18 protein-coding genes are annotated in these 19842 nt (G+C 62.7%); 2 read left to right on the forward strand and 16 right to left on the reverse strand.

From position 1 onward, the window contains the following. Window positions 1-14 precede the first annotated feature (14 nt). Genes ACP7DE_RS17140 through ACP7DE_RS17150 form a run of 3 tightly spaced genes read right to left on the reverse strand, consistent with a single transcriptional unit; the run spans window position 15 to window position 2983 of the window. Window positions 15-254, reverse strand: a complete 240-nt coding sequence (locus ACP7DE_RS17140) for a hypothetical protein (protein WP_426073239.1) — start codon at window positions 252-254, stop codon at window positions 15-17. 24 nt (window positions 255-278) lie between these two features. Then, window positions 279-431: a hypothetical protein gene (locus ACP7DE_RS17145; RefSeq protein WP_426073240.1), complete on the reverse strand. Its 153-nt coding sequence runs from the start codon at window positions 429-431 to the stop codon at window positions 279-281. A gap of 56 nt (window positions 432-487) precedes the next feature. After that, complete coding sequence (locus ACP7DE_RS17150) at window positions 488-2983, reverse strand: prolyl oligopeptidase family serine peptidase (RefSeq protein ID WP_426073241.1); 2496 nt, start codon at window positions 2981-2983, stop codon at window positions 488-490. A 189-nt stretch (window positions 2984-3172) separates the two neighbouring features. Here ACP7DE_RS17150 and ACP7DE_RS17155 point away from each other — a divergent pair, with 189 nt between their 5' ends. Beyond that, window positions 3173-3691, forward strand: coding sequence for a hypothetical protein (locus ACP7DE_RS17155; RefSeq protein WP_426073243.1), 519 nt, complete (start codon window positions 3173-3175; stop codon window positions 3689-3691). Between the two features lie 9 nt (window positions 3692-3700). Here ACP7DE_RS17155 and ACP7DE_RS17160 read toward each other — a convergent pair whose 3' ends face one another. From ACP7DE_RS17160 to ACP7DE_RS17195, 8 genes are all read right to left on the reverse strand, one after another. Continuing rightward, a complete protein-coding gene (locus tag ACP7DE_RS17160) occupies window positions 3701-4510 on the reverse strand; it encodes a hypothetical protein (protein ID WP_426073244.1) in 810 nt (269 codons plus the stop codon). Window positions 4511-4570: 60 nt separating this feature from the next. Then, on the reverse strand, window positions 4571-5173 hold the full coding sequence (locus ACP7DE_RS17165; protein WP_426073245.1) for a nucleotidyltransferase family protein: 603 nt from the start codon (window positions 5171-5173) through the stop codon (window positions 4571-4573). A gap of 24 nt (window positions 5174-5197) precedes the next feature. Then, complete coding sequence (locus ACP7DE_RS17170; RefSeq protein WP_426073246.1) at window positions 5198-6202, reverse strand: DUF4424 family protein; 1005 nt, start codon at window positions 6200-6202, stop codon at window positions 5198-5200. Beyond that, entirely contained in the window at window positions 6202-9033 is a 2832-nt protein-coding gene (locus tag ACP7DE_RS17175; RefSeq protein ID WP_426073247.1) for an ATP-binding protein, read from the reverse strand. The genes ACP7DE_RS17170 and ACP7DE_RS17175 overlap by 1 nt, the downstream gene beginning before the upstream one ends. 8 nt (window positions 9034-9041) lie before the next feature. Then, the gene (locus ACP7DE_RS17180; protein ID WP_070257725.1) at window positions 9042-9788 is read right to left on the reverse strand and encodes a hypothetical protein; all 747 of its coding nucleotides are present in this window, start codon (window positions 9786-9788) and stop codon (window positions 9042-9044) included. Next, window positions 9781-11151: a hypothetical protein gene (locus ACP7DE_RS17185; protein ID WP_426073248.1), complete on the reverse strand. Its 1371-nt coding sequence runs from the start codon at window positions 11149-11151 to the stop codon at window positions 9781-9783. The genes ACP7DE_RS17180 and ACP7DE_RS17185 overlap by 8 nt, the downstream gene beginning before the upstream one ends. 223 nt (window positions 11152-11374) lie before the next feature. Next, entirely contained in the window at window positions 11375-12136 is a 762-nt protein-coding gene (locus ACP7DE_RS17190; RefSeq protein ID WP_426073249.1) for a DUF3108 domain-containing protein, read from the reverse strand. Beyond that, window positions 12137-13255 (reverse strand): DUF3108 domain-containing protein, encoded by a 1119-nt coding sequence (locus ACP7DE_RS17195; protein WP_426073250.1) that lies wholly within the window; start codon window positions 13253-13255, stop codon window positions 12137-12139. It abuts the gene before it with no gap. 149 nt (window positions 13256-13404) lie between these two features. Here ACP7DE_RS17195 and ACP7DE_RS17200 point away from each other — a divergent pair, with 149 nt between their 5' ends. Beyond that, complete coding sequence (locus ACP7DE_RS17200) at window positions 13405-14142, forward strand: PhaM family polyhydroxyalkanoate granule multifunctional regulatory protein (RefSeq protein WP_426073251.1); 738 nt, start codon at window positions 13405-13407, stop codon at window positions 14140-14142. A 21-nt stretch (window positions 14143-14163) separates the two neighbouring features. Here the strand turns inward: ACP7DE_RS17200 and ACP7DE_RS17205 are convergent, their stop codons facing one another. The 5 genes from ACP7DE_RS17205 to ACP7DE_RS17225 all read right to left on the reverse strand — a co-directional run bounded on the left by ACP7DE_RS17205 (window position 14164) and on the right by ACP7DE_RS17225 (window position 19778). Further along, the gene (locus ACP7DE_RS17205; protein ID WP_225317168.1) at window positions 14164-14427 is read right to left on the reverse strand and encodes a hypothetical protein; all 264 of its coding nucleotides are present in this window, start codon (window positions 14425-14427) and stop codon (window positions 14164-14166) included. Between the two features lie 16 nt (window positions 14428-14443). Beyond that, window positions 14444-16174, reverse strand: coding sequence for a response regulator (locus tag ACP7DE_RS17210; protein ID WP_426073252.1), 1731 nt, complete (start codon window positions 16172-16174; stop codon window positions 14444-14446). An 11-nt stretch (window positions 16175-16185) separates the two neighbouring features. After that, window positions 16186-16905 (reverse strand): sensor histidine kinase, encoded by a 720-nt coding sequence (locus ACP7DE_RS17215; RefSeq protein WP_426073253.1) that lies wholly within the window; start codon window positions 16903-16905, stop codon window positions 16186-16188. A gap of 157 nt (window positions 16906-17062) precedes the next feature. Further along, entirely contained in the window at window positions 17063-18874 is a 1812-nt protein-coding gene (locus ACP7DE_RS17220) for a family 2A encapsulin nanocompartment cargo protein cysteine desulfurase (RefSeq protein ID WP_426073254.1), read from the reverse strand. After that, window positions 18849-19778: a family 2A encapsulin nanocompartment shell protein gene (locus ACP7DE_RS17225; RefSeq protein WP_426073255.1), complete on the reverse strand. Its 930-nt coding sequence runs from the start codon at window positions 19776-19778 to the stop codon at window positions 18849-18851. The genes ACP7DE_RS17220 and ACP7DE_RS17225 overlap by 26 nt, the downstream gene beginning before the upstream one ends. Window positions 19779-19842: the final 64 nt, after the last annotated feature.

A 19842-nucleotide genomic window follows, 5' to 3' on the forward strand; every position in this document is an offset into this window, starting at 1 on the left:
CTGCAGCAAACAGCTTACTCGGCCACGTCGAGGCCCCGCTCGATCATGCCTTCGACGTAAGCGCGCAAATATTGCTCCAGCGCGGGGCCGGACAGCACGTTGGCCGTCAGCGCGCCGTGCGGCGAGCCTTTCAGCACGCCGTCGTGAGACACGCGCGCAATCCAAGCCACGTCCGCGCCCTGGGTGTAATCGAGTTCATAGTCGAACGATTCTCCGCTGACTTTGCGTGTGTAGACTTCCTTGACAATTGCCATCTAAAACAGCCTTTCTTGACGAGATTAACTGGGATGCGGGTGCGGCACCGGATCGTCCTGCGGCACCGGATGCACGGGCCCAGGATGGCGCCCGGGGGCTTCTTGCGGCTCCGGCGCCGGCATGGGTTCATCGACAGGCGCCGGGTCGGGCGCGCGGTGGACATGGATGACGGGCATGGCTGGCCTCCCTGCAGACAAAGGAAGACCATACCACGAGATGCGCGCCGCTGCCCTTATTTGCCGGCCGGCTTAACATCCGCTACCGGCGGCGGGGCGTTCTTCACATATTTTTCCAGCCAGTTGTTGCTTTCATACAGCATCTGCATGATTGATTCGCGCGCGCGGTAGCCGTGGCTCTCGTTCGGCAGCATCACTAGGCGGGCCGTGCCGCCCAGTCCCTTGACGGCCTGGAACATGCGCTCGCTCTGGATGGGGAAGGTGCCCGAGTTGTTGTCCTGCTCGCCGTGGATCATCAGCAGCGCATCCTTGATCTTGTCCGCATAGTTAAATGGCGACATGGCCTGGTAGACGGTCGGCGCTTGCCAGAACGAACGCTCTTCCGACTGGAAGCCGAACGGCGTCAGGGTGCGGTTGTAGGCGCCGCTGCGGGCGATGCCGGCACGGAACAAGCGCGTGTGCGCCAGCAAATTGCCTGTCATGAAGGCGCCATACGAATGGCCGCCGATGGCGATGCGGTTGCGGTCGGACACGCCACGGCGCACCACTTCGTCGACGGCCGCCTCGGCATCGGCCACCAGTTGCGGCAGATAGGTATCGTTTGGCTCCTGCTCGCCGGCTCCCACGATGGGGAAGGATGGGTTGTCGAGCACGGCATAGCCCATGGACAGGAAGGCGGCCGGCCCCCAGTAGCTGACGGCATTGAATTTATACGGCGAACCAGTGGTCTGGCTGGCGGCGCTGGCCGTCTTGAATTCCTGCGGGTAAGCCCACATCAGGGTCGGCAGCGGGCCGTCGCGCTTGGCGTCATAGTTGGGTGGCAGCATCAGGGTGGCCGTCAAGTCCACGCCATCGGCGCGCTGGTAGCGGATCAACTCTTTCTGCACGTCCTTCAATTGCGGCAGCGGGTGGGGGAAATGCGTGAGGGCCGTCAATTGCGCTGCGCCCTGCTGCTTGAGGTTGCGCACATAGTAGTTCGGCTGCTCGGTCGGCGATTCGCGCGTCGACAGCAGACGGCTGCCGTCCTCGTCCAGCACGGCCACCACGTTTTCATAGTAGGGTGCGGCGCTCTGGAACAGGCGTTCCTTGTGTTTCGTCGCCAGGTTCAGGCGGTCGATGAAGGGGCGGTCGCCTTCCTTCGAGGCGCCCTGGCCGTCGAGCAGGATGGAGCCATCGGCGGCGATAAGCAAGCGCGGCAAGCCGGCTGCATCAGCGCGCATGACGGGCTGGCCCGGATCGTTGTAGCGGTCTTCGAAGGAACCCGCATACACGAGGTCGGCCGGCGTGGCCGGCTGATCCGGGGCTATTTTCCATTGCTTGACGGCGCGCGTCTTGTACCACGCCTCGCTGAGCAGGGCCAGGTCGCCGCGGCCCCAGGCCACGCCCGCATAGCGCGAACCGAGCCTGGCCAGCACGGTTGGCTTGGCCGAAAACGGCGCCGCCTGCGTGTAGACGATGTCGCGGATCTCGGCCACCCTGGCCGGGTCGCCGCCATCCTGCGCTTCGGCCCACACCAGGGTGGCGGGCGCATCGACGCGCCAGCTGACGGAGCGCACGCCGGCGGACACGGCATCATTGCCTGGCGGCAGCCCTTCTTCCAGCGGCAGGGCCGCCACCGCATGCAGCACCTTGCCATTCAGGTCGCGCACGTCGATCTGGTGGCCGAAGTCATGCGCCGGCACGATATAAGAATACGGACGCACGATGCTGGTTGTCAGCAGATGCTTGCCATCGGGCGAAGCCGACACGCGCGAGAACTGGCCGGGCTGGCCCACCAGGCGCTGCTTGCCCGCAACGTCCAGCAAGGCCAGCTGCACGGTAATGTAGTGTTCGAACAGTTGCGCATCCGGTTCGTTTTTCAGCAGGTCGGGATAGGTGCGCAATTGCTTGACGCCGCCACCCGGCACGCTGTCCTGGATGGACGGGCCGGTCGGGATGCCACTGGTCACAGGCGCCGCGCCCAGCTTGGCCGGCTTCAGCTGCACCAGCAAAGTCTTGCTGTCGGGCATCCAGGAAAAGCCACGGCCATACACGGCCGACAGGGGCGCGCTGGCCAGCTTGCGCGCCGCTTTCGTCTGCACGTCGAGCAGCCACAATTGCACGCCGGACTCCTTCACGCCCCTGGCGGGATCGGCATAGGCGATGTGCGTAAACGCCAGGTAGCGCTGGTCGGGCGACCAGGCCAGGTCGGCGATGCGGGGCGAGGCAGGCAAGCCGCTGACCTTGATCTCCTTCTGCGTATCGATGTCGAGCAATCCCAGCCCCGTGTGGAAACTGAAGCGGCTGGCCGCATACGTGCGCGGATTGATGCGCAAGCCGGCCAGCTTCAGTTCCGGCTGTGCCACTTCGCTGATGCCGGGCAGGGATGGCGTGGGCAGCACGGCGGCCAGATTGCGTTTCGGGCTCAGGCTCAGGGTCGGTGCGCGCGGCGCATCGACGATGGCTTGCAGGGGCGCCGGTGGCATTTGATAGCCGCCATCTTGCGCCATGGCCAGGGAGGACGAGGCCATCAGGCCGACAGTGATGGGCAGCAAAGGCAAACGAGTAGACATGAAACTCCAGTATAGGGAAGTGGCGACAAGCAGCGAGCGCACCGCGCCGCTCGTGGCGGCACTTTGTGACAAAGCATAGTGCGTTCATGCCAAGTATATGTCAACAAGCAACTTTTACCGTTTAACAAGCATCGCCGCCCGCCCTCATCTCGCTTACAATCGCTGTTTTACCCGTACCCGAATGCCTACATGGAAACCACCACCCTCGCCCTGCTGTTCCTGGTCCCACTGCTGGTCTGGCGCATTTATTCGCGCCTGAAGAAACTGGTGGCGCGCCAGAAATCGCAGCCGTGGCGGCACTGGAGCGTGGCGATCGCCTTGCCCGCGCTGCTGCTGTTCCTGGCAACGACGACGAAATTCGACGTCCTGCCCCTGTCCTGCCTGGGTGCGGCTGCGCTGGCCGGTGGCTGGCTGGGCGTGCTGGGCTTGAAACTGACCCGCTTCGAACAAGTCGGCAAGGATTTCTTCTTTACCCAACACCGCTACCTGGGCCTGGCCATCACGATGCTGTTCATCGCCCGCTTGCTGTACCGCGGCATGGAAATCTACCTGAACACGCGCCTGGACGTGCCCGTGCCGCCGCCACCGTTCGGCCAGAGCCCGCTGACCATGGCCGCCTACGGCCTGGTCATCGGCTACTACGCCATCTACGCCTGGGGCTTGCTGCGCTGGCGCCAGCGCAACAAGCCACTGCAAACGCCCGAGTAAATCATCCCGTCAGTAGTACTGGCACAGACCTTCACAGCTCGTCACCGCCAGCGCCTGGCGTATCGTCGCCAGCGCCGGCGCCAGGACGGGATCGATATCCTTGTCCGCGCCGGCCAGACTGGTCAGCAGGCGCTCGCGCAAGGGCGGCTCCATCAAATTGGCATTCGCCGTGGCGTGCTGCGCGGCCGCTTCCAGCATCCGTTTCTTTTGCGCCACGTTCCAGAACGGTACTTGCACGAACTGCACTACACCAGTGTAGACAACGGCCGCATTCTTGCTGAAAGCGCGTGCACGCAGACGCTCGGGGCCGCTCACGGCATCCGCCGGCTGGGCGCTGAATTCCTGCTCCATCAGCCCAATCAAATGGCCATGGCAGTGCATGCTGAAAGCAAACAAGGTACTCATTTCATCGCCATAATTGGCCAGGTTCTGCGTCACTTGTTCCTTGCGCGCCTGCTGCAGCTCGGCGCCGGACAGCGGCAAGGGCCATTCAAGGCCAAACACATAGTATGTTTTTCCCAAACGCATGGCCTTTTCGCAGACGGCCACGCTCTGGTCCACGTCTTGCAGCGCGGCGACAGGCGCCTGGAACAGGCGCGGGCCGTCGGCGATGTGGGCAAACAGCTGCGCCACGGCAGGGTCCGGCAGGCGCGGCAAGCCGCTTTGTGGCGTTGCCTTGGCCATCAGCGCTTCGAGCTGGCCGCTGGCTTGCTGGAAATCGGTATAGCTATCAGCCCAGGCGGCGGGCGCCACGAGGGCGGAGGAAAGGCAGAACAGGCGGCCGAGGCGGCGCAGCGGCGGGGAAATCGATAGAGACATGGGATCAGAAGAACACTATTGGATAATTGGCAATTATAGCAATTTGTATCCACAGTGCATTTAATTGTGTTTTACATATTGCTTGCCTAGGATGATGGTGACGCGCGGCCAGCGCGCCGCATAGTCCTTGCTGGCCAGGCGCTGCGCATAGCCGTCCAGGCTGATGCGCGCGGGGTTGCGCCGCACCACCATGGCGAACAGGTCATCGAGACCATGCGGCGCAACGATGCCGATCTCTCCATCCGGCTGCAGATAGATGCCGACGGCCGTGGCAAACTCGGGCCAGGAAGCGATGGCATCGTCCAGCGAGCGCAGGGGCGGCACGGCGTAGCCAAACTCAGCTTCGAACCACAGGTGCACCCGGGCCTGGTTGCACACGTCCCACGGCACGCCGGGCAGCAAGGTTTCCAGGCGCTGGCGCAGTTCCACCTCGCGCCCGGGTTGCAAATTGTGCGCATCGAAATACGCCACGTCGACGTCGCCCAGCGCCGACGGTTGCGCGTAGCCGTGCAAGGCATCCCACACGAGCTTGCGCACGGCGCCGGCGCCGATGCAGCAGTCCGGCAAGCCCAGCTGCGCCACGGCGTGCAGGGCCTGCATGCACCACGGCGTGGCGCCGGCGATGGCGCGCAGGCGCGCCGCCAGTGCCTGCTGTTCACTCATGTTCTCATGCGCGGGTTCAAGTGCTTATGGCCGGATCTGCGGCGCCACGCCATCGTGGGCGCCACTGATCTCGACATTGCCGAAGTACACGTCCAGGTCTTGCTTCGGATGGAAGTTGCGCAGCTTGACTTGCAAGGTGGTGGGGTTGATTTTGGTAAACGTGCCGGGGAAGCACAAGCTGACCAGCTCGTCCGGCTTGCCCTTGATCAGGTTCAAGGTAAAGTCTTCGATGCCATTCTTCCAGGTGTTGCCCGTCGTCAAAATGTACGAGACCCAGACAGCATTGACGAAGCCGCTTTCGCCCTGCTTGGCCGCCAGGCGGTTCCACGTCTTGTAGAAGGCCTTGTCGCCGCAGTATCTCTTTTCAAATGCATTGCCATCGCCCAAGTAAGAAGCTCCGGGGCCGGCCGCGACGAATGGCGCATATTGATGGCGCACGCGCACGACTTTGCCAGTGGGGAATTTCTGCTGCCACAAGTAGATGACTTTCACAGTCCAGGCCGGCACCCATTCTTCGTCATACAGCTGGGCCAGCAAGCCTTCGCGTATCATGATCTTGCTCTGCGCGGCCGTCAGCGGCGCCACCTTCTTGTCGAACGGCGTATGCGAAGGGAAATAAGCAATTTGCGCGTCCGACAGGCCCAGCTGGCGCAAGCGGGCCGTCACGTCCTCGGTGTCGAGCTTGGCAACGAAAGTGGTTTGATAATCCTTGCGCTTGCCATCCACCTCGACAGTAAACTGCTGCGGCTGGCCATAATACGTGGGCGAGCCATGGTAGCCGGCCGCGTATTCGGGCAAAGGGAAGAAAATCGTCTCTTCCACATCCTTCGCCGATTCATTGAGAAATTCGTACTCGACCTTGATCAAGTCCGTGCTCACGCTGAGCACTTCCTTTTTCATGGCCACGGCGTCGGTCTTGCCGAACAGGATGCCGCCGGCGCTGACGGAAGCGATGCCATCGTTGGCCATGGCCGGCGCCGAACACGCCAGCGCCAGCGCAGTCGCGGCCAGCAAAGTGCGTACGCGCATCACGCCACCTTGCCCGGCACGGGCTCGACCCGGCGCTGCAGCACGAAAATCGGCTGCGCCCATTGCGTATCCTTTTTCTTCTTGCTGGTGATCAAAGTCAGCTCCGAGGGATCGTAGACATCCGTGTTATGCGTCAACGGCGTCGTCATCAGGTATTGCGCTTGCGTGTTTTTCAGGAACTCGCCGACCAATTGAATGTTGCGGATGTCGAGGTGGGCAAACGGTTCGTCGATGAAGACGAAGCCGCCGGAACCGTCTTCCGATTTCAGCAAGCCGATCAGCAGCACCAGCGACTTCATCACCTGCTGGCCGCCCGACGCTTCGCCATCGTTCATGCCGATGACGCCCTTGCCATCGAACTTGAAGCGCACGTGCAAACCCGCCTGCGACAGTTGCACGTCGTCGTTTTCGAGGCGCACGGGGTCGGCATGCACTTCGATGCCGGCCAGTTCACCCAGCTCTTTGATGTTCTTGCTGTAAGTCTTGATGGTATAGCGCAAACGTTCCATATAGGCGCCGCGGGCATTGCCCGTCGCTTCGATGGCGCGGTTGTTCTGGTAGCGGCGCTCGTCCGTTTCCGACTGGCGGCCATGCAGCTGGTCCGACAGGCGGTGATGCTGGTCGATGACGGTGGCGTCGAGTTCCCAGTCGTCGCGCGCCAGGCTGTTTTGCAGGCTGGCCACGCGCAGGTCGACCTGGTGCGCATTCTGGTGTTCAGCGACAAGCGCCGTGCGCCTTGCTGGCCTGCGCCAGCTTTTCGGCAAGTGGCGCCACGCATGGCGCAAGGCCAGCAAGGCGCGTGCATGCTCGGCGCGCTGTTCAATTTGTTTCTTGTAGCCGAGGCGCGAACCGGCTTCCGCTTCCGACAAAGCCAGGCGCGCGTTTTGCCACACCGTATCGGCACGCGTGCGCGCCACGGTGGCGTTCTTGGTGAGGTTTTGCAACTCACCCAGGCGCCCGCCCACTTCCAGGCGCTCTTCCTTGAGCGGCTTCGAATTGCGCAGCGCTTCGGCGAATTCTTCCTGACGCGCACTGAGTTCCTTGGCCGCGTCGACGCCGGCGATGCGCGCCTTCAGCGCGCCCACTTCGGCCGCCAGCTTCGAAATCGCCAGGGTCAAGGTATCTTCCTGGCCTTCCAGGCCCGGCAGGGACCGCAGCAACGCTTCCAGGCGGCCGCTGCGGCCTGCCTGGCCGAAGCGGTAGCGCGACGCTTCCACGAACAGGGATCGGCCGCCGCGGCGTTCACGGTGATATGCCTCGGGCGTGATCCACTCTTCATGGTTGCCCAGCTTGAAGCCCGCTTCCACGGAATCGACGCGGGCGATGCGCGACAGCTGCTCGATCAGCCAGCTGGGCACGGGCGCGGAAAATTTCACCACGGCCAGCAGGCTCTCGTCTTTCGCCACCGGCGCCGTGACCAAGTCCGGCACGATAAAGTGGCGGTAGCGTTCTTTTTCCGCCAAACGGTAGGCGCTAGACGCATCCTTGGCCTGGTCCAGCAAGACCACCGAGGCGTAACCGCCCAGCACGCCTTCGACGGCGCCCTGCCAGCGGCTGTCCGTCACTTCGACGATATCCGACAGCATCGCGTGGGCAATGCCCGCGTCGCGCAGCGCGCGGCGCATGGCGCGCACATTGTCCGGCTCCGGCATGGCCGTCTTGCCTTGCAGCGCAGCAATGGTGGCCTGCTCACCCGCGATGCGCGCCGACAAGGCGTCGCGCTGCTGGCGCTGGCGCAGCAATTCCGCTTCCTTCTGTTCCAGCTGGGCCGCCACTTCGGCGATGTCACTGCCCGAGTCCGCTGCCAGCTTGTGCAAACGGTCTTTCTGTTCCAGCAGGCTGTCCAGCGGTTTCAGTTTGGCATTGATCAGCGACAAACGGCTCTGCAGACCGATGGACTCCTGCTCCAGCAGGGTTTCATTCATCTGCGCGTCGGACAGGGCCTTGGCTTGCGCCGCCAGCGCATTGCGTTTATCCGTCAACTGCTGGTCCGCCTGCGCCATCGGTTTGCGCGCATCGCGCAATTGCCGGCTGGCGATGGCGGCTTTTTCGCGCGCTTCGTGGTACTGCAGGCTGGGCAGTACTTCTTCCAGCAGGTTGCGGCGTTCTTTATGCAAGCCTTCCCACTGGTGGTAATTGGCCACGCGCAGGCGCAAGCCTTCCAGATTGGTCTTCGACGCTTCGAGTTCCGTCTCGAAACGTTTCAGCTCCACTTCCGTGTCGCGCTGGTGGCGCTTGGCTTCGTCGTAGGCGTCCAGCACTTCCTTGTCGCCAAACACTTGGAATACCAGGTCGAGCAACTGGCGCGGCGCGTATTCGCACAATTTATCCGTCTCGCCCTGCTCCAGCGCCAGCACTTTCGACATGGCGGGCGACAAGCCGGCATTGGCCAGGCGCTTGCGGTAGTTTTCCACGCCCAGCCAGTCATTGGCATCCGTGATGTCCTCGATTTGCACATTGCCAGGACGCATCAGATACTGGCGCTTCCAGTCGCCGCCATTTTTCTGGATCTGGCAAAACAGCGTCACTTCATCGTCGCTGAAGAAGCCGGAACTGCGGAACGGGCGGTTCGACAACTGCTTGCCCACGTTCTTGTTGTCGACCACGGCGCGCAGCCAAGCCGTCTGCTGTCCCGAGTGGCGCGCATAGTGTTTATACGTGCGGCCCATCGAACAATCGAGGCCGAACAAGGTGCGCAAGGCGTCCAGCAAGGTGGTCTTGCCCGAACCGTTCTGCCCCGCGATGGTGATGATCTTCGCGTCGAGCGGAATATTCTTGATGCGCTGCCAGTAATCCCAGTGCACCAGTTCAAGTGATTTGATATGAAACATGGGTGCTTTCAGTGAGGGAGGTCGGACGCGGGCTCGTCGCCGGCGTCTGGCAAGTCGCCGATGTCGGCGGACAAGTCGTCTGCCAGGTCGGCATCGAGCAGTGAATCACCGCTGACAGCCACCAGGCGTGCCGGCGCGCGCTTGAAGACGTCGGCCAGGGCGCCGTTGATGATGCGCTCTTTCAAGACGTCCGTATCCATCATCAAGTCCAGCAGCGGACCTTCCAGGATGAAATCGCCGCGCCGCTCGATGAAGCCCAGCTTGGCCAGCGTGCCCAAATTCATGTCCATGCGCGTTTTCTTACCCAGCTTGTCGCCGAAGTCCGACAGCAGCGCCTTGTAAGAAATGCCGATCGACGCGTCTTCCGCGCGCGGCAGCGGCTTTTCCGTACCAAACATATCGTTCTGGTCATCGTCCGCGTGCTGGTGCGTTTCCTGGCGTTCGCGCTTGGGCAGGATGATCTGCGCCCACAGCACCACCAGCAAGGCCACACCATCGCGCGCCAGACCGAAATTATTGTTTTGCCACACATCGCGCGCGCCAAAAATCTTCGGCTCGATGGTGCGCGTCAGGGCCAGGGTCACATGGTCGGCATACACGTTGTCGAGCAATTTCAAGCCGCAGGCCAGCAGGCGCGCATCGATCTCGGCGCGGAACAGCTCGTCGGACAGCACACGCTTGACGAGCTTATCGTCGCGGCGCAGGGTTTGATGCGTGAGCAGGCGCGCAATCAGGATTTGGGAATCGTCATTCATCGGCTGTGCCGCTATCTAAATCAAGTGAAACATTCAGTGAAAGCGAGGCGATCGACATGGCCGCCACGTGGGGGTCGGTCAGTTGGACCATCTCGTCGGTCGGTGTAAAGGTAATCGGCAAGCGGGCCAGTTCGGCCGTCGAGCCTTGCAAGCTCGCTTCGGATACATCGCCCAGCAGCGGCAGCATGGAAGCGCGGTAGGACGCCACGGCAAAGCTGGCCGGCAGCAACGAATCCTGCACCGGCACCGACTTCGGCCCTTCTTCGCCGATGCTGGGGAAATTGCCCAGGCTGGCAAAGTTCGACAGGCGTTCGAGCAAGTCATCGAGTTCAAGCTGCATGACGGGTCCGTCGCTGATAGTGGTAGGGGCATCTTCGCCGCTGGGCAAGCCCGTGTTGGTCACGCCTGCGGCCCGTTCGGACAGCAGTTCCGTTTCGGCCACGTCGATCATCTCGGCCGGCGTGGAGAACAGGGGCACGACGGGCTGATCGATGGCGCCCTCGGCCAGGCTGGCCAGGTCTTCATGCAACAAGAGCCAGCGCTTGATGTCGGTGGTCGACAGGCCGGACTGCCCCAGGTGCACGCGCTGGCGCTCGATCTGGTTCAGGGCACGCGAAAACATGCCCTGCATGTTCAGCAATTTACTTTGCGCGCGGCCGATCGCCTGCGCCGCCTTGTGCGTGGCGCTGTCCGCATTTTCATCGGAGGTGATCGCCACGAGAATCTCGGAACCCTTCTCGACCCAGTCGCAAGCCATGTTCCACTTCGCTTGCGCCGTGCGCAAACGAAATTCGGAACCGGAGGCAATGGCGTCGGAGAATTCTTCCGTCAAGTCCACCAGGCGCCCCAGCAAATGCTGAAGTTGCTCAACCGACACGCCACCGACGGCTTGCGCACCCGCCACTTGCGACAGCAAGAAGCCCATTTCCGCTTCGTCTTCCGTCTGGCCCAGGCCCAGCAAGCTGTCGATGGCGGACAGCACATTGCGCGCCATGGGCGTGACGCGGTACACGCCCTGCTGCGCATCCCAGGCCAGCAACTGGTTCGAACGCAAGCGCAGCAAGACCGTTTCCAGGCTTTCCGGCAACAGATACGCCAGTTTCGTGTTGATATCGGCGCGCGTGTAGGCGGACGTGGCCGCATCGGACGCCAGCTCACGCAACACCAGCAGTCGCACCAGCACGCCATCGAAACCGCCATGAAACAGGGCCGTAAACACTTGCAGCAAGGGCTGCGCCCGCTTCAAATGAAAAACTTGCTCGATTTCATCGGCCGAAATATTGGGCTGGAAATGCGCCTGCAAGGAATCGTGATGCTCTTGCTCTGTCTGATGTGCATCCGTAGCCACGGCTGCACTTGCCATTATATCAATCATTCTTTTCCGGATGAGTGTTCAGCGGGCGGCGCTGCGGGCTAACGCGGCACTGCGGGGCGGGGGCGTCAGTATATCAGTTCTGACATGCAATTTAGCCTGCGGGAGGGGGCGCTGCGGATGCGACGCAACACAGCGGCGGCGCCGTGCTGGGCCAGAATGGCAAAACAGGGAAGCAAACCCAGTATGTGTTGCTCCGCGCATTGGTGAGCACTTACTTTTTGACGATCTTTTGCAAGGTTTGCTCGACATAATCACCGTCTTCATCGGCGAACGTCACCTTCACGGGATACCATTCCAGCGACGGCGCCAGCCACAGGTCCACTTGCTGGCCCTTCTTGTCCGGCGGCGGCGCCTTGACCAGGTGCATGGCAGCGACCTCCCCCATGCCCGTGGCCACCATCTCCTGCTTGACGACCTTGAAGGTCCATGGTTCGGCGTCGTGGCGGCCGGCAACGAAGAAGCTCCATTCCGAGCCGGGCGTGAATTTCTCGGGGGCGGCGCGCGCCACGCTGACCAATTGCCAGACGGTGCTGTTGCGGTCCTGCTCGCCGCCTTTCAGCGGATAGCTGTCATCGCCTTCGCTGAAGACGATGGTCTTGCTGTCGCGCTTGAAGGTGGTCGTGGCCGCTTCCTTGCGGAAGCGTTTTTCTACGAACTGGACAGGCGCCAGGCCGTAATCGTCGACCATGCCTTCGCTGCGCTGCTCCAGGATCTTGCCAAACAGGGCAGCCTTGGTTTCGGCCAGCAGCGAATACTTGCCGTCGCCCACGCGCCAGTTGCTGACCGATTCGCCGGACAGCCCGATGCCGCGCTGTTTGGCCTTGATCGAGTAGACGAGGTCTGCCGATGGCGCCAGCTTGTACGGCCGCTTGATGACGGGATGCTCCACGGGCGCGTCGGCCATTGCGCGAGGCAAAGCGGCGACCAGCAAGCTGGCGAACAAAACGCGTTTCAAAGTAGTCAAAGTAGTCATTTATTTTCCTGTAGCGTCATTGACGCGAATTTGGGTCACGGTTTGCGTGGTCAGCGCCCCGCTCGCTTCGGTATTGCGTATTTGTACCGGATACCATTGCATGGACGGCGCCAGCCAGATATCGAGCTGCGACGAATACGTGCCGGGCTTTGGTGGCCGGCGCAAATGCCAGGTCACCAGGCGGCCCATTTTGGTGTCGAGTTCTTCCTCGCCCACCAGCTGGAAGCGGAACACGGTCGCTTCCTTTTCCTCGCCGACGAGGATATCGATATTGCCGGCCAGTTGGTTGACGTCGGCGCGGCCGATGGCGGCCAGCTGGAACGGCACGCTGGCCTTGTCCTGCGCGCCGTCCTGCCATGGCGCCGTGGCCGTCGAGGCCGAAAACGTGATGCTTTTGGCGTCACGCTTGAAATGCGTGGCCGTTTGCGCGCGGCCCTTGCGTTTCTCCGTGGCCGTGACGGGCACGATGCCGCTGGCATCGATCATTCCCTCGCTGGTCAGCACCAGCAGGTTGATGCGCGTGATCAGCATGCTCAAGCCCACTTCCAGTTTCAACTGATACGTGTCGCCCCGGTTTTCCCACGCCATGGCGGCCACGCCCTGCCACTTGGTGCCATCCGCATCACGCCGGTCCACATGCAGGTCGAACTGGGCCGAGGCAGGCGCATTCGTCTTGTAGTGCCGTGCCTGCTCGATGGCCGCTGGCGGCGCGCTGGCCGGCGCGGGCGCGGCCGCCACGGCTGGCGCGGGCGCCGTCATGGCCGGGGCAGCCGCCGCGGCCGGCTCGGAGGTGGCAGGGCCTTCCGGCACGTCGCTGGCGGGCGCCGTCCACTGGGGCGCTTCGCTCGACGCCAGCTCCGTCGGTGGCAGCGGTGGCGGCGGCCTGGGCTTGGGCACGGGCAGCAGTTCGGGCGGCGGTGGTGGCGCCAGCATCGGCCGGGGCTTGAGTGGCTCGGCGAGCAATGCCATGCTGACCACCTGCGCATGATCCTGCCCCAGCGGCACCATGCTCGCTTGCGAGGTGAGCCACTGCAGCGCCACGTAATGCAGTGCGCCGATGACCGCGACAAAGATGACGGTACGGCGGCGCGGTGGCGAAAAGAAGGAGTCTGGCATCATAGGCCGTAGTGTAACGCTTTCACCCCACTTCCCGCTTCTTGCCCGCGCTCAACTCCTGATGTTTTATGTAAGAAAATGTTGGCAGCGTTGCGTCAGTTGCAAGCTGATATCTGCTACGCTAGAGACATCCACCTTCTAGGAGATTTTGCATGGCAAATCCGCAAATGCCCCAAATACCGGGCGCAGCAGTTGTGACCGATACCCTCGACTTCGTCAAGAACCTGTGGGGCAGCATGAGCGTGCCCGGCATGGGCATGCCAGGCATCACGGCGCCCACCATGTCGGTGGAAGAGCTGGACAAGAAAATCAGCGACTTGAAAGCCGTCGAAGCATGGCTGAACCTCAATACCAGCATGTTGCGTGGCAGTATCCAGGCGCTGGAAGTACAGCGCGGCACCATCGCCACCCTGAAATCCATGGGTGCTTCGCTGGCGGCGGCCATCACCCAGCCAGGCGCCAGCGAGAAAACCGTATTTGAATCGGTGCCCTATGCTTCCGCGTTTTTCCAGCAGGCAGCGCCTGCGGCACCCGCGCCGGCACAGAAACCTGCACCAGCACCTGCACCAGCCGCCGCGCCGGAACCCGCTGCGGCGGCGCCCACCGATGCCGGCAGCCAGGCGGCAGCCCAGCTGGCCAATCCAAATGCTTGGTGGAATTTGTTACAAGATCAGTTCAAACAGGCGGTGTCGACGGCCATGTCGCCCGACGCCGCCAGCGCGGCAACGGCCAGTTTTGGCGGTGGAGCGGCTGGAGCGACGGCCAAGCCAGCGGCCAGCAAGTCCGCCAAGCCGGCAGAAGCCGGCACGGCAGCCAAGGCCAAGGCCCCGCTGCGCAAGGCGCCCGCGAAACGCGCAGCGCCCAAGTCCAAAGCACCAGGCAAGGCCTGATGCTGCAAGCCGGCAATATGATCAGGCGATACGATGAATGCGGATCGCCTCGATCATGTTGTCGGCCTGGCGTTTTACGTCACCGATCGTGATCAGGCCTTCGTCGGCCAGCGCCTTGGCGTGCTCGTACGAAGACTGGAATGTTTCCAGCGTGTCTCCCTTGGCGGCGACCGGGCGTACCCAGGCAATACTGCCGACTTTCATTTTTTTGTACACTTCATTGACCACATCACGCATAGTTTCTTCCTTATTGTTGTAAAGCAACTCAAGCACGGGCGAACCCACGCTGGCCCCTAGTTTATCATCCGGCACGCTCGCGCACGGATTTTCCCCCTTTTTCCGGCGCCGGCGGCGCTTTTTCCGGCACCTCGACGGCCAATTCCGGCCCGGGCGGCGGCGTCAGCTGCACCAGTTGCTCCATCAATTGCGCGAAGCGCTGCTGCCCTGGTGCAATTTTGTCTACATACAACAACACTTCCATGGCTTCGGCCGCCAATTCCGCCTGGTAGCCGCGCTGTTCCAGGAAAGACACGATGATTTGCGCGGAATTGAACAGGATGCGCAGGTTGTTGGGCAGTTTTTCACGCGCCGCGCGCATCCAGGCGACCGCCTCGTTGAGCTTATCCGTCTTCCACAGCAGCACGCCCTTGTTCATCAAGTCCGACGCTTCCTTGCGCGCAGCGATGATCAAGCTGGTGCCCTCGTCGCCCATCTTGGCCTTGTCGAATATCTTTTGCACCTCGTCCTGCACCACCTGATTGTCGTGGTTGTTCTTCACCACATAGGACAGCAGGCCGGCCGGCGCATCCTTCACGCCGACGGCGAACAGCAAGGTGGCCAGTTCCATACAGATACTTTTTTCGGGCCGCGCCGGGTCTTCAAGCAGCATGGCTTCGAGCTCATCGCCGCACTTGCGCGCGCGCCGGTAATCGCCCGTTTCGTGGTGCACCATGCCTTCCGTGATCTTCGCGCGCAAACCGATTTGCTCGGGCGGGAATTCACGTTGCGCCAGCAGCAGCCATTGCAGCGCCTCTTTGGCATCCTTCTTCAAGCCGCACACGCGCGCCAGTCCCAGGTAGGCGTCGGGCGTCTTCATGACGGAAAATTCACCGATGGAAATACACTTGCGAAAAGCCTTTTCCGCCATGCTGACATTACCGACTTTCAAGGCAGCCAACCCCAGGTTGCGCTGGCGCGGCACGGAATTGGGCGACAGGCGCGCCGCCTTTTCCAGCACGCCGCAGGCTTCCTCGTGCTGGCCCATCAGCTGGTAGGCGACGGCCATCTGATCGTAGGCGTCGATGTAATACTTGTTTTCGACAATCACGCCCTGGAATATCTGCCGCGCCGCCTCGTGCTCGCCGTTATTCATGCGGATCTTGCCCAGGCCCGCCCTGGCCCAGCTGTAATCGCGCTCGGCCAGCACTTTTTCGTACACGGCACGGGCCTTTTCCGGCTCGCCGCTTTTCAGCAGCAGGGATGCCTTCATGCGCAGCAATTCCAGCTCGTGCAGCTTGTTGACCTCGATCTGTGCGTCGCACAATTTGGCCGCGCGCAGGTAGTCCTTTTCCATGCAAGCCTGGTCGATTTCTCGAAATACCTGCTTCTTGTGCCACACGCGGTTCAAACGCGTCAGCAGCACGCCTTCCGTGATCGGCTTGATCAGGTAGGCGTCGGGCTGGTGCTCGGCCGCGCCCATCACCGATTCCACGCTTTTCTCGGCCGATACCATCAGCCACACGCTCGATGGCGCCGTCAGGTTGCGCACGCGCGTCTCTTCCAGCACTTGCTGGCCATTCTTGCCTTCGCCCAGGTTGTAATCGCATAGCACCACGTCGTAGCGCGTCTTGGCCAGCAGCTTCATGGCTTCGCCACCGCTGGCCGCCTGATCGATATGGCGCGCGCCCAGGTTGCGCAAGGATTCGCGCAGCAGGATGCGGATGCCGATGAAGTCATCGACCAGCAAATAATGCTTGTCGGCCCAGTCGGTGCTGCCCGCTTCGGCGGCGGTGGCGTGGCTGTCTGTCGTCATGGCATCCTCGTTCAGGGCAGGCGCAGGATGAAACAGCCGCCGCCCAGCGCGCCGCCATTTTCCAGGACAATGCTGCCGCTGCTCCCCCGGTGCTTGTGCATCTTGGCCACGACACTGGAAAAATACAGCCCCAACCCCGTGCTGTTGGTGGAAAAGTTCACGCCGGCCGCCATGCCATCCATGGCCGCGCTGCCCGCGTCAAGCAGCGCCTGCGAGTAGCCCTCGCCATTGTCTTCCACGCGCAGCTCCAGCAAGGCGTCCACCTGGCGTACGGACAGGCGGATCGTGTCCTTCGTGTAGCGGATGGCATTGTTGATGGCATGCGCGAGCACGCCGATGACCAGGTCTTCATCCAGAGTCCAGATCAGCTCCGGCGGGCAAGCCGTCTCCAGGCGGATGCCTTTCGAGGCCAGCAGGATCTTTTCCTGGTCCACCACCTGGTCGACTACCTGGCTCACCAGTTGCGGCTGCACATCGAAGGGATAGCCGGGCTTGCCCACTCCCTTGTACAGGGCCAGCAGCTGGATCAGGTTATCGTTGAGGCGCTTGGTCTGGTACAGCATCTGCGCCATCTGCAGGTAGGCGGGGTCAGCCTGCGGCGCGGGCTTGGCCTGCTCGGCCGCCAGCAAGGATTCCAGCGTGCCGCTGACCACGCTGATCGAGTTTTTCATGTCGTGCACGGTCGACGCCAGGAACAGGAAAAGCTCGGGCGAGCTGTGTTGATCTTCCACCGAATATCTCCTTGGGGCCGCAGCTTGAGTATTGCCAAGGATAAATTATACCGCCAGCATGCAGACGCCAGCCAGCCGCGCGCAAAGACCGTGATCTGAAGCAACAATGCCGCCCCCGCTTGCGCAAGGACGGCATAGTCTTGGCAAACCGGCAAGGTCAGCGGCGCGCGCCCGCCAGGCGGCGCACCACCGCGATCAGCCGGTCGATTTCCTCATACGTGTTATAGAAAGCGAAAGATGGCCGCACGGTCGCTTCCACGCCGAAGCGGCGCAAAATCGGCTGGGCGCAGTGGTGGCCCGAGCGCACGGCGATGCCCTCGTGGTTCAGTGCGCGCCCCACTTCCGCCGGCTCGTAGCCGGCCAGCACGAACGACGCCACGCTGGCCTTGTCCAGCGCCGTGCCGATCAGGCGCACGCCGGGTATGGCTTGCAAATGGTGCGTGGCGTATTCCAGTAGCGCGTGCTCGTAGGCGGCGATGTTGTCCAGGCCGATGCGCTGCACATAATCGATGGCCGCCCCCAGGCCCACGGCATCGGCGATATTGCCCGTGCCCGCCTCGAAACGGTTCGGCACGCCCTGGTAGACGGTGCGCTCGAACGTCACGTCGGCGATCATATTGCCGCCGCCCTGCCACGGTGGCAGTTGCTCCAGCAAGTCGGCCTTGCCATACACGGCGCCGATACCCGTCGGACCGAACACTTTATGCCCCGAAAACACGTAAAAATCCGCGTCCAGCGCCTGCACGTCCACGCGCAGGTGCGACACGGCCTGCGCGCCGTCGACCAGCACGCGCACGCCGGCCGCATGCGCCAGCGCGATGATCTGCGCCACGGGCGTCACCGTGCCCAGCGCATTCGACACCTGCGTCACGGACACCAGTTTGGTGCGCCCGTTGAGCAACTTGCGGAATTCATCGACGATGATCTGGCCGCTGTCGTCGACGGGAATCACGCGCAGTGTCGCGCCCTTTTCCGCCGCCAGCTGCTGCCACGGCACGATATTGGCATGGTGCTCCAGCTGCGAAACGATGATTTCGTCGCCGCTGCCGATGTACTTGCGCCCGAAGGTATTGGCGATCAGATTGATGCCTTCCGTGGCGCCGCGCACAAAGATGATTTCATTGGCCGAGGCAGCACCGAGGAAATTGGCAACCTTGGCGCGCGCCGCCTCGTACGCATCGCTGGCGCGCGCCGCCAGCGCATGCGCCGCCCGGTGGATGTTCGAATTCTCGTGCGCATAGAAATACGCGATACGGTCGATTACCGATTGCGGCTTGTGCGTGGTGGCCGCATTGTCGAACCAAGCCAGCGGCTTGCCATTGATCCGCTCTGCCAGCACGGGAAAATCACGCCGCACGGCATGCACATCGAATGGCGCCGGCGCCTGGCTGTGACCCGGCTGCGTCGCTGCGGGCAGCTCGGTCTGGAAATAGAACGCGGGCTGGCCGGCGGCGGGCGTGACGGGCAGTTGGCGCGCAGGTGACCGCTGCGGTGTGGCAAACAGTCCCCGCAAATCATCGGGGGCTGCCGGCCCCTGCCCCAGTCCTTGCTGCGCCAGTCCATCGAGCTTGCCGTTCGACGCGGGGTAGCCATGCGCACCGCCGACAAAATAGTAGGGCGACGGCGCACCGATGCTTGATGCGCGTGGCGTCGGCACGGAAGCAGGCGCCGGCGCGATGGGCGGCGCCAAAGGCGCCGTCACAGGCGGCACTTGGGCCGTCGCCACGCCGGGGGCGATGGCGGCGAACGAAGGGCCGGGCTGCGGCGGCGGACGATTCGCATAGCGGGGCGCCGCATCGAGCACGCTGCCGTAACCACCGAGGCTGGGCGATTTATCCAGTGCAGGCGCGAGCCCCGGCAAACGCGCGAAAAACTCGCCCGCCAGCCGGTTCAGGGTCGCTTCGTCAGGCAAGAGGGACGACGGTGCCAGGGCCGCCGCGCCATTACTTGTAGGTATCTGGGTAGTCATGGTATTTACCGATCTCCACGTCTTCCAGCACGGCCAGCGCATCGTCCGTCAGCACGGCCAACGAGCAATACAGCGAAATCAGGTAGGACGAAATCGCGTGGCGGTTGATGCCCATGAAGCGCACGGACAGGCCCGGGCTTTGCTCGCCCGCCAGGCCGGGCTGGAACAGGCCGATCACGCCCTGGCGCTGTTCGCCCGCGCGCAGCAGGATGATCTTCGTCTTGCCGTCTTCGATCGGCAGTTTGTCGGACGGCACCAGCGGCACGCCGCGCCACGTCAAAAATTGGGAACCGAACAGGCTGACGGTGGGCGGCGGCACGCCGCGGCGCGTGCATTCGCGCCCAAAAGCGGCAATGGCCAGTGGATGGGCGAGGAAAAAGCCCGGCTCCTTCCACACTTTCGTCAGCAGTTCGTCGAGGTCGTCCGGCGTAGGCGCGCCCGTCAACGTAAAAATGCGCTGGTCGTCATGCACGCTGGCCAGCAGGCCGTAATCGGGATTGTTGATCAATTCGCTTTCCTGGCGCTCCTTGATCGTTTCGATGGTCAGGCGCAGCTGCTCCTTGATCTGGTCGTGCGGGCTGCTGTACAGGTCGGACACGCGCGTGTGCACGTCGAGCACTGTGCTGACGGCATTGAGAAAATATTCGCGCGGCTGCTCATCGTAGTCGACGAAAGTTTGCGGCAGTTCCGACTCGTCGCGCTGCGAGCAGGCCACGCGCACATCCTTCGGGTTTTTCACGCGGTTCAGGCGGTAGATACCCGCTTCCACGGGCAGCCATTGCAGCAAGTGCACCAGCCAGCGCGGCGTGATCGTGGATAACTGGGGGACGCTCTTGCTTGCATTGGCCAGCTGGCGCGCGGCGTTATCGCCCAGCGCAAACTGGCTCTCTGTTGCTTCTGCCATGACTACTCCTGATGAGAAAAGTGAATATGCTTATCTGAAAAACGAATAAAGTATCGGACGTCTC

The organism is Janthinobacterium sp. DSP2-3-3 (assembly GCF_049897325.1).
Lineage (GTDB): Bacteria > Pseudomonadota > Gammaproteobacteria > Burkholderiales > Burkholderiaceae_D > Janthinobacterium.

What these genes read in the sequence shown, in the direction of transcription:
- ACP7DE_RS17175 (WP_426073247.1), bottom strand. Translation starts at nt 9,033, where the DNA reads ATGTTTCATATCAAATCACTTGAACTGGTGCACTGGGATTACTGGCAG.
- ACP7DE_RS17165 (WP_426073245.1), bottom strand. Translation starts at nt 5,173, where the DNA reads ATGAGTGAACAGCAGGCACTGGCGGCGCGCCTGCGCGCCATCGCCGGC.
- ACP7DE_RS17145 (WP_426073240.1), bottom strand. Translation starts at nt 431, where the DNA reads ATGCCCGTCATCCATGTCCACCGCGCGCCCGACCCGGCGCCTGTCGAT.
- ACP7DE_RS17160 (WP_426073244.1), bottom strand. Translation starts at nt 4,510, where the DNA reads ATGTCTCTATCGATTTCCCCGCCGCTGCGCCGCCTCGGCCGCCTGTTC.
- ACP7DE_RS17180 (WP_070257725.1), bottom strand. Translation starts at nt 9,788, where the DNA reads ATGAATGACGATTCCCAAATCCTGATTGCGCGCCTGCTCACGCATCAA.
- ACP7DE_RS17210 (WP_426073252.1), bottom strand. Translation starts at nt 16,174, where the DNA reads ATGACGACAGACAGCCACGCCACCGCCGCCGAAGCGGGCAGCACCGAC.
- ACP7DE_RS17170 (WP_426073246.1), bottom strand. Translation starts at nt 6,202, where the DNA reads ATGCGCGTACGCACTTTGCTGGCCGCGACTGCGCTGGCGCTGGCGTGT.
- ACP7DE_RS17190 (WP_426073249.1), bottom strand. Translation starts at nt 12,136, where the DNA reads ATGACTACTTTGACTACTTTGAAACGCGTTTTGTTCGCCAGCTTGCTG.
- ACP7DE_RS17200 (WP_426073251.1), top strand. Translation starts at nt 13,405, where the DNA reads ATGGCAAATCCGCAAATGCCCCAAATACCGGGCGCAGCAGTTGTGACC.
- ACP7DE_RS17220 (WP_426073254.1), bottom strand. Translation starts at nt 18,874, where the DNA reads ATGACTACCCAGATACCTACAAGTAATGGCGCGGCGGCCCTGGCACCG.
- ACP7DE_RS17155 (WP_426073243.1), top strand. Translation starts at nt 3,173, where the DNA reads ATGGAAACCACCACCCTCGCCCTGCTGTTCCTGGTCCCACTGCTGGTC.
- ACP7DE_RS17150 (WP_426073241.1), bottom strand. Translation starts at nt 2,983, where the DNA reads ATGTCTACTCGTTTGCCTTTGCTGCCCATCACTGTCGGCCTGATGGCC.
- ACP7DE_RS17185 (WP_426073248.1), bottom strand. Translation starts at nt 11,151, where the DNA reads ATGGCAAGTGCAGCCGTGGCTACGGATGCACATCAGACAGAGCAAGAG.
- ACP7DE_RS17225 (WP_426073255.1), bottom strand. Translation starts at nt 19,778, where the DNA reads ATGGCAGAAGCAACAGAGAGCCAGTTTGCGCTGGGCGATAACGCCGCG.
- ACP7DE_RS17140 (WP_426073239.1), bottom strand. Translation starts at nt 254, where the DNA reads ATGGCAATTGTCAAGGAAGTCTACACACGCAAAGTCAGCGGAGAATCG.
- ACP7DE_RS17195 (WP_426073250.1), bottom strand. Translation starts at nt 13,255, where the DNA reads ATGATGCCAGACTCCTTCTTTTCGCCACCGCGCCGCCGTACCGTCATC.